7 protein-coding genes are annotated in these 6575 nt (G+C 68.8%); 2 read left to right on the forward strand and 5 right to left on the reverse strand.

Annotation, left to right across the window (positions count from 1 at the left end; genetic code table 11):
- The coding region (locus tag ACIY1X_RS23475; protein WP_399685311.1) for an AAA family ATPase at positions 1-542 on the forward strand (542 nt) is incomplete at its 5' end.
- A gap of 5 nt (positions 543-547) precedes the next feature.
- Entirely contained in the window at positions 548-868 is a 321-nt protein-coding gene (locus tag ACIY1X_RS23480; RefSeq protein WP_399685314.1) for a hypothetical protein, read from the forward strand.
- Positions 869-892: 24 nt separating this feature from the next.
- Here ACIY1X_RS23480 and ACIY1X_RS23485 read toward each other — a convergent pair whose 3' ends face one another.
- The 5 genes from ACIY1X_RS23485 to ACIY1X_RS23505 all read right to left on the reverse strand — a co-directional run.
- Positions 893-1675, reverse strand: coding sequence for a transporter substrate-binding domain-containing protein (locus ACIY1X_RS23485; RefSeq protein WP_399685317.1), 783 nt, complete (start codon positions 1673-1675; stop codon positions 893-895).
- A gap of 43 nt (positions 1676-1718) precedes the next feature.
- A complete protein-coding gene (locus tag ACIY1X_RS23490) occupies positions 1719-3542 on the reverse strand; it encodes an AMP-dependent synthetase/ligase (protein WP_399685319.1) in 1824 nt (607 codons plus the stop codon).
- Entirely contained in the window at positions 3530-4345 is an 816-nt protein-coding gene (locus ACIY1X_RS23495) for an ABC transporter ATP-binding protein (RefSeq protein ID WP_399685322.1), read from the reverse strand. The genes ACIY1X_RS23490 and ACIY1X_RS23495 overlap by 13 nt, the downstream gene beginning before the upstream one ends.
- Positions 4346-4349: 4 nt before the next feature.
- The gene (locus ACIY1X_RS23500) at positions 4350-5537 is read right to left on the reverse strand and encodes an ABC transporter substrate-binding protein (RefSeq protein ID WP_399685324.1); all 1188 of its coding nucleotides are present in this window, start codon (positions 5535-5537) and stop codon (positions 4350-4352) included.
- Positions 5538-5552: 15 nt separating this feature from the next.
- Positions 5553-6575 (reverse strand): branched-chain amino acid ABC transporter permease (locus ACIY1X_RS23505; protein ID WP_399685326.1); only part of this gene is annotated, 1023 nt, incomplete at its 5' end.

Genomic DNA, 6575 nt, shown 5'->3' on the forward strand with positions numbered 1-6575 from the left:
TGCAGGTGCTGGACGACGGCCGCCTGACCGACGGCCAGGGCCGCACGGTGGACTTCAAGAACACCGTGATCGTCATGACCAGCAACATCGGCTCGCCGATCATCCAGGCGATGGTGGGCCGGCCGGCGGAAGAGATCAAGGAAGCGGTGTGGGACGAACTGAAGACCCACTTCCGCCCCGAGTTCCTCAACCGCATCGACGAGACGGTGGTGTTCCACGCGCTCGACGCGAAGCACATCGAGTCCATCGCGCGCATCCAGCTCAAGGTGCTGGAGCAGCGGCTGGCCAAGCTCGACATCGGGCTGGAGGTGGCGCCCAACGCGCTGGCGGAGATCGCCAAGGTCGGCTTCGATCCGGTGTTCGGCGCCCGGCCGCTCAAGCGCGCCATCCAGCAGCGCATCGAGAACCCGCTCTCGAAGCTGCTGCTCGAAGGCGCCTTCGGCCCCAAGGACACGGTGCGCGTGACCAGCGACCCGGTGCGCTCGCCCGGCAGCTTCGGCTTCGAGAAGTCCAGGGAACCTGAGGCCGGGGTGGCTGCCTAATGGGCATGCTCAACTTCGTCCTCCGGGTCTTCCTGTTCCTGATGGGGCTGCTCTTCGCGGCCAGCCTGGCGGTGGCGGCGCTGCTGCTGCTGGCCGTGTGGATGGCCCGCCTCGCCTGGGCGCGGCTCACCGGCAGGCCGGTGACGCCCTGGTCGGTGATGTTCGGCCAGCGCTTCGACCCGCGCGCCGGCTTCGAGCGTTTCCGTAGCGCGGCCGCCCGCCAGGACGCGCCGTCGGCGGCGGACGTGGCATCGGCGCGGGCGCGCGGCGCGAACGACAAGGACGTGACCGACGTGCGCGCCCGGCCCGTCACGGGCCGGGAATGACAGGCGCCCGGCGCCGGGCGGCCTTCACTTCAGCCACTGGTCTGCGGCCTGCTTGACGGCGCCGCGGCTGTCCAGCAGCTCCCACACGAAGTTCATCACCCGCAGATAGTCGGCATCGTCGGCCGGCAGCATGAAGCCCAGGTAGTTCTTGGGCGTGAGCGGCGCGTCGACGAAGGCGGCCGCCAGGCGCGGATCGGCCCTGGCGTAGTGCAGGGCCTCGTAGGTCTCGGTGATCATCACGTCGCCCTTGCCCTCGGCGATCAGCGCCGGGATCTCCGCGTTCTTCTCGTGCGTGCTCACCTGGGCCGCCTTCAGGCGCTCCAGCACGAAGGCCTCGTTGGTGCCGCCCGGGTTCTTGATGACCCGCACGCCGCTCTGGTTGAGCGATTCGGGCGTGGTGAACTTTGCCTTGTCGGCGGCGCGCACCAGCGCCACCTTGCCGAAGGGCGCGTAGCCCGGCAGCATGGCCACCACGCGCATGCGGGCGACGTTGCGGGTGATGCCGCCCACGGCGATGTCGAACCTGTCCGCCTGGATGTCCTTGAGCAGGTTGGGCCAACTGGTGGGCACCCATTCGATGCGCGCACCCAGCTCCTTCGCCATGCGCTCGATCAGATCGACGTCATGGCCGCTGTAGCCGGTGTCGGTCTTGATGGCGAAGGGCCGGTAGTCGCCCGGCGTGCCCACGCGGATGACCTTGGTGTCGAGGATGCGGTCCAGCCGCGCGCCGGCATGGGCGGGGGCCGCGAGAGACAGGCCCAGGGCGAGGACCGAGGCGGCGAAGGCGAAGCGGCGGCGGGACAGCATGCGGACTCCATCGGATGTTGCGGTCCGCCCATTCTGGCGCAGGTCAAGCCCGGTAGAGCGCCTCGATCTCCGCTGCGTAGGTCTTGTAGATGCTGGCGCGCCGCACCTTCATGGTGGCCGTCACCTCGCCGTCGTCGTGGTCCAGCTCCTTGGTCAGCAGGTGGATGCGCCGCACCTGCGCCACCTGGGCCAGGCGCGCGTTGCCCTTGTCGATCTCGGCCTGCACCATCTCGTGCACCTGCGGCAGCTCCACCAGCGAGCGGAAGTGCGTGAACGCCAGGCGCTGCGCCTCGGCCCACTTGCCCACCGTCTCGTAGTCGATCTGCACCAGCGCGGAGACGAACTTGCGTCCCTCCGCGATCACGATGCATTCCTTGACGAAGGGGCTGGCCTTCATCGTGTTCTCGATCTCCGAGGGCGTGAGGTTCTTGCCGCCGGCGGTGATCATGATGTCCTTCAGGCGGTCGACGATGCGCAGGTGGCCCTCGGGCGTGGCGGCCACCACGTCGCCGGTGTGCAGCCAGCCGTCCTGCACGGCGGCGGCGGTGGCTTCGGGGTTCTTGTAGTAGCCGGCGAACACCATCTCGCCGCGGATCTGCAGCTCGCCGCTGTCCGCAATGCGGTGCTCCACGCCCGCCACGGGCGTGCCGACCGTGCCCACCTTCACGTCGTGAAGCGCGTGGCCGGTGACCATGCCGGTGGATTCCGTGAGGCCGTACACCTCCACCAGCGGCACGCCGAGGGTGCGGAAGAAGCGCACCACGTCGGGCGGGATCGGCGCAGCGCCGGTCAGCGCGACTTTCGCCTCGCGCAGGCCGATGAAGTTCTGCAGCGCGCGCAGCACCGTCCAGTAGGCGAGGGCGAAGCGCAGGCGCTCGGCCAGCGTCCACTGCGCGCGCGGCTTCTCGGCCAGCGGCGCGCAGGCGGCGACGGCGCGGTCGAACAGCGCGCGCTGCAGCCGGCCCGCCTCCTGCATCTTGATGTGGATGCCGGCGTGCAGCTTCTCCCAGATGCGCGGCACGCCGAGGAACATGCTGGGCGCGACCTCGCGCAGGTCTTCCTGCACGGTGCGGATCGATTCGCCGAAGTTGACCTGCGAGCCCAGGTACAGCGGGATGAAGGTGGTGAGCATCTGCTCGGCCACGTGGCACAGCGGCAGGTACGACAGGTGCGTCGTGTCGCCGTCCAGCCCCAGGCGCTCCACCACGCCGGGCACCATGCCGCGGATGTTGCGCCACGAGATCATGGCGCCCTTGGGCGCGCCGGTGGAGCCCGAGGTGTAGATCATCAGGCCGACGTCGTCCATCGCCTGCGCGGCCAGGGCGGCGTCGATGCGCGCATCGCCCTCGCGCGCATGCAGCGCGGCGCCGGCCTGCTCGACCTCGGCGAAAGTGCGGATGATCCTGCGCGCCTCGGGCGCGTAGCTCGCCAGGCCCTTGGTCTCGACCACGACGATGTGGCGCAGCCGGGGCAGCGAGGGCAGGGCGTCGAGCACCTTGTCGGCCTGTTCCTGGTCCTCGCAGACGACGACCTCCACGTCGGCATGGCCGACCACGTAGGCCACCTCGTTGCTCGGGCTGGTGGGGTACACGCCCACCGTCACCGCGCCGACCAGGCCGGCACCCATCTGCGCCAGCACCCATTCGACGCGGTTCTCGGAGATCACGCCGAGGTGGCCGCCGCGCTCCAGTCCCAGCGCGGCCAGGCCCAGTCCCACGTGACTCGCGCGCTTGAGGTAGCCGGCCCAGGTGAGCGGCTGCCAGATGCCGAAATCCTTCTGGCGGATGGCGATGCGCTCAGCCTGCTGCGCGGCCTGCTCGCGCAGCATCTGCGGCAGCGTTTTTTCAGGAAGCGTCACGACAGCCATCGCTTGCGCCGCTTGTAGTGTTTCAGGTCCTTGAAGCTGCGGGCCTCGCCGCTGCCGCCCACGCCCAGGTAGAACTCGCGCACATCCGGATCGGCGGCCAGGCGCTCGGCGCTGCCGTCGATCACGATCTTGCCGTTCTCCATGATGTAGCCGGCATCGGCCACCGCCAGCGCGATGCTGGCGTTCTGCTCCACCAGCAGCATCGAGACGCCGCGCTCGGCGTTGATGCGCGCGACGATGGCGAAGATCTCCTCCACCAGCTTGGGCGACAGGCCCAACGAGGGCTCGTCCAGCAGCATCAAGAGCGGCTCGGCCACCAGCGCGCGGCCGATGGCCAGCATCTGCTGCTCGCCGCCCGAGAGGTAGCCGGCCAGCCCCTTGCGCCGCTCGTGCAGCCGCGGGAAGTAGCCGTACACCGCATCGAAGTCGCGCGGCAGCGGCTTGCGGCCGGTGAGCGCGTAGGTGGCGGCGACCAGGTTCTCCTCCACCGTCAGGTCCTCGAACACGCGGCGGCCTTCCATGACGTGCGCCAGGCCGCGGCGCACCAGCGCCTGCGGCGGCACGCGCCCAGTCGGCTCGCCGTCGAAGCGGATCTGCCCGGCCTGCAGTTCGCCGTCTTCCAGCGGCAGCAGGCCGGTGATCGCCTTGAGCGCGGTGGACTTGCCCGCCCCGTTGCTGCCCAAAAGCGCCACGATGCGCCCGCGCGGCACGGCCAGCGACAGGCCGCGCAGCACCTGCACCGCCTTGTTGTAGACCACCTCGATGTTGTTGACTTCGAGGATCGGGCCGGCCGCGGCACTCATGCGTTCAGAGCTTGATCCAGTCGGAGGCGGCGACCATCTTCTGCGCCTTCATGTCGGCCTTGTAGACGCGGCCCACGGGGATCGAGTTGCCCGAAATGGTGATCGGCACGCCGATCAGCCCGCCGGTGTCGAAGTCCTTGATGCTGTTGAGCGCCGCCTTCAGGTTCTTGCCGTCCAGCGGCTTGCCGGCGTCCAGCGTGCGCTTCGCGGCTTCGGTGAACAGCATGGCGGTGAGGAAGCCCTGGATGTAGGCCGTGCTCTGGTACTCCGGGCGCATCGCGCGGATCTTCTCCAGCATCGGCGCCTTCTCGGTGTCGTAGTAGTAGCGGAAGGGCATCACGCCCATGAAGCCGTCGCCGGCCTCGCCCATCTTCATGACGGTGGAGCTGTCCATCGTCCAGAAGGTGCCCATCCACTTGCTGGTCATGCCCTGCTGCTTGCCCTGCTGGATGAACTCGGGGATCGGCGCCAGCACGTAGCCGTGGAAGATGGTGTAGTCGGGCGCGGCGCGGCGCAGCTTGATGACCTCGGTCGAGACGTCCACGCTGCCCGGCGGCGTCATGATCTTGATGGGCACCGACAGGCCCAACTTCTTGGCCGCCGCCTCGCTCGCCTCGATCGGGTCGCGGCCGAATTCCGAGTCGGAGTACACGAAGGCCACCTTGGCGCCCGGCTTCTCCTTGGCGATGTGCTTGAGCAGGATGCCGAACATCTCGGTGTAGTCGGGCCCCACCAGGAACTGGTGCGGGTACTTCTGCGGGTTGTTCAGCTCGGTGGCGAAGGAGGCACCTGCCATCAGGATCTGGCCGCTGCGGTCCAGCTCCGGGTTGATGGTCTTGGAAAAGCCGGTCGAGTCGCCGTAGTAGAGGTTGACCTTGTTCTGGCTGGTGATCTTCTTGAAGGCGGCCACCGACACGTCGACCTTGTAGCCCGTGTCTTCCGGCACGTAGCGCAGCTTGCGGCCCTTGATGCCGCCGGCGTCGTTGGCGATCTTCACGTAGTCGGCGATGCCGGCGTTGATGCCGATGCCGGCGAAGGCGAACACGCCGGTCATCGGGATCGAGCCGCCGATCACGATGTCCTCGGCCTGGGCCTGCGCCGCCAGCGGCAGGCCGCCGGCGGCCAGGGCGGCGCCGCCCGCCAGCACGAGGCTGCGGCGGCGAAGGGAAGCGGGAAGCTGTGTCTCACGCATGGTCTGTCTCCTTGGTCAGTTCCTGAAGGGCCACAAATGAAAGAAGCGGCGGATGCGCCGCCACACCTCGGCGAGCCCGTGCGGCTCGAACACCAGAAAACCCACGATGAGCAGGCCGAACACGACCGTGCGCACCGGCGAGAGGAAGACCGTCATCTCGTGCCCGCCCGGCAGCAGCTCGAACACCAGCTTGAGCACCTCGGGCACCAGCGTCATGAACACCGCGCCCAGGATGCCGCCGAGGATGGTGCCCATGCCGCCGACGATGATGGCGGCCAGGAAGAAGATGGACATGAGCAGCGGGAAGCTCTCGGGCGTGACCACGCGGAAGAAGTAGGCCCACAGCCCGCCCGCCACGCCGGCGTAGAAGGACGAGAGGCCGAAGGACAGCAGCTTGTAGCGCAAGAGCGGGATGCCCAGCACCTCGGCCGAGATGTCGCGGTCGCGGATGGCGATGAAGGCGCGGCCCACGCGCGTGCGGAACAGGTTGGCTGCGCCCAGCAGCATGAGGATCGTCACCGGCACGATCAGCCAGTACAGGCGAAAGGAGGTGTCCAGCGCCGTGCCGAACAGCGAGGCCGGCGGCAGCGACAGGCCCGTGGTGCCGCCGGTGAGCGCCAGGTTGGCGAACAGGAAGTGCGCGATGAACGAGGCGGCGATGGTGGCGATGGCCAGGTACAGCCCCTTCACGCGCAGCGAGGGCAGCCCGACCACGATGCCGCCCAGCATCGCCACCACGCCGCCGGCCGCGATGTTGAGCAGGAAGGGCGTGCCGAAGCGGATCTGCAGGATGGCGACGGTGTACGCGCCCAGGCCCATGAAGGCCGCCTGGCCCAGGCTGACGAGGCCGGTGTAGCCGGTGAGGATGTTCAGCCCCGTGCTGCTGGCGATGTTGATGGCGACCAGGCAGGCGAGGTACAGCCAGTAGTCGCTGGCGACGAAGGGGAAGCACGCCAGCATCGCTGCGCCGATCGCCAGCCACGCCTTCTGCGTGCGCGAGTCGAACAGCGCCGCATCGGCGACGTAGCTTTCCTTGAG

Source organism: Xenophilus sp., from assembly GCF_044462705.1.
GTDB lineage: Bacteria > Pseudomonadota > Gammaproteobacteria > Burkholderiales > Burkholderiaceae_C > Xenophilus > Xenophilus azovorans.

Excerpts from the sequence above, each read along its gene's own strand:
- ACIY1X_RS23480 (WP_399685314.1), top strand. The coding sequence starts at position 548 with ATGCTCAACTTCGTCCTCCGGGTCTTCCTGTTCCTGATGGGGCTGCTC.
- ACIY1X_RS23485 (WP_399685317.1), bottom strand. The coding sequence starts at position 1,675 with ATGCTGTCCCGCCGCCGCTTCGCCTTCGCCGCCTCGGTCCTCGCCCTG.
- ACIY1X_RS23490 (WP_399685319.1), bottom strand. The coding sequence starts at position 3,542 with ATGGCTGTCGTGACGCTTCCTGAAAAAACGCTGCCGCAGATGCTGCGC.
- ACIY1X_RS23495 (WP_399685322.1), bottom strand. The coding sequence starts at position 4,345 with ATGAGTGCCGCGGCCGGCCCGATCCTCGAAGTCAACAACATCGAGGTG.
- ACIY1X_RS23500 (WP_399685324.1), bottom strand. The coding sequence starts at position 5,537 with ATGCGTGAGACACAGCTTCCCGCTTCCCTTCGCCGCCGCAGCCTCGTG.